Raw genomic sequence first — 1,513 nt, forward strand, 5'->3', positions numbered from 1 at the left:
TTTATTTTGTTTTTTATACAGTCCGCATTGTTTATATCATCATATTTCTTTTGAAAAAAACCTATCGTATTTTCCAATATGTATCTTAGCCCAATTATAGTACCTCTTGTAATAGATCTTGGATTCACTGTGTTTAGAAAAGCTACCCTACCAGGCGCTGGAAGAGGAATATTTTCAGGAATATTTTCCACTGCCTCATCTAATATCCTACCATTATTACCATTTAACCAATAATCTGCTTTATCTAAATAATGCAAAAACCAAGTTACTTTACCTACATCTTGACAAACTTCTTTATCAATTGCTTCTTCTGTTGCATTAATTAATAAATCACATTCGTATACTACCCTTGTTTTTACAACTTTATCAATTGATCTCAATGCTGAAGAAACACATCCAAATGCAGTTTCATATGAGAAATCTGATTTTGCTTCATCTCTTATTACAATAGCTTGACTTTGATCACCTCCTGCTATCTGCTCATGGTTGCTTGCTGTGTAATATTGTATATGTCTAGCTTCATCTGGAACATGAAACAAATGATGAATGCCATATATAATCTTATTTGTTTCAGCAATTTTCTTTCTGTATTCTTTAGCTTCATTGCATGTTATATCAAATAGATTTTTTAACAGCTCTTTAGTTTGTAATATGCCTACTGCTGATTGATTTTCTTTACCATCTAGAAATTTTCCTTGCTTATCTAACAATTCTTTTTGTTCTTCTAATAACTTTTTTTGTTGTGTAATAATACTTAATGGTAATTTGCAATTTGCAGTTCTTTCTATAGCGAGCATATTATAGGAAATCATTGCATGTATTGCCCAATATTGCCAAAGTTGACAATACTTCGGACCTAAAAGAATTTGCACTAACTTAGCATCACCAGCATCCATTGCTGCATTAACTCTTTTTTCAAATGATTCATATTGACCAAAAAACTTGGCATACCACCTACATACCGCTCATATAAAATTAATAGTTTTGTTTATAGTATATACTATTACAGTAATGTGACAAGTTCTTTTTTAATTATAGTTTATTATCTGTCATATCTTGCTTCCAATGAAATAGAAATTTCCAAAATATATAATAAACGTAAGTAGATTAAATCAACTTCCTAGCCAGAGATACTCAGTAAGTATGTTTCCGATAGATTATGCGATAATTGAGAGATTTTTTTGTTGAGGGGTTTATTTGATATAAAACACCATGTATTTAATATGACAACAGAGAAGAGTTCAGACAAATGGTTTGGTGGAGGTAAGCGGAGTTGAACCGCTGACCTTCTGCGTGCAAAACAGACGCTCTACCAACTAAGCTATACCCCCATAATTATTATAGTTTATTTTCTTATTATAAAAATGCAAGAAAAAGGTATTATCTTTAAATACTCTAACTTGTCAACACATGCGAATTATTAATATAAACACTAATTATTATTTATTAAGGAAAAAGGAGAGAGTTGATATAGAGATAGATAAGTGATGAAATAGTGTATTCTAAAATAGAA

General features: G+C 30.3%; 1 protein-coding gene and 1 tRNA gene. Both read right to left on the reverse strand.

Annotated elements, in window-relative coordinates:
* Positions 1–896: hypothetical protein (locus V6U76_RS05215; RefSeq protein WP_333024082.1), on the reverse strand; the 896-nt coding region annotated here is incomplete at its 3' end.
* A gap of 359 nt (positions 897–1,255) precedes the next feature.
* Positions 1,256–1,331 (reverse strand) — tRNA-Ala (locus V6U76_RS05220).
* Between the last annotated feature and the right edge of the window lie 182 nt (positions 1,332–1,513).

This window comes from Wolbachia endosymbiont of Pentidionis agamae, from assembly GCF_036711655.1.
Classification (GTDB): Bacteria; Pseudomonadota; Alphaproteobacteria; order Rickettsiales; family Anaplasmataceae; genus JAZHPY01.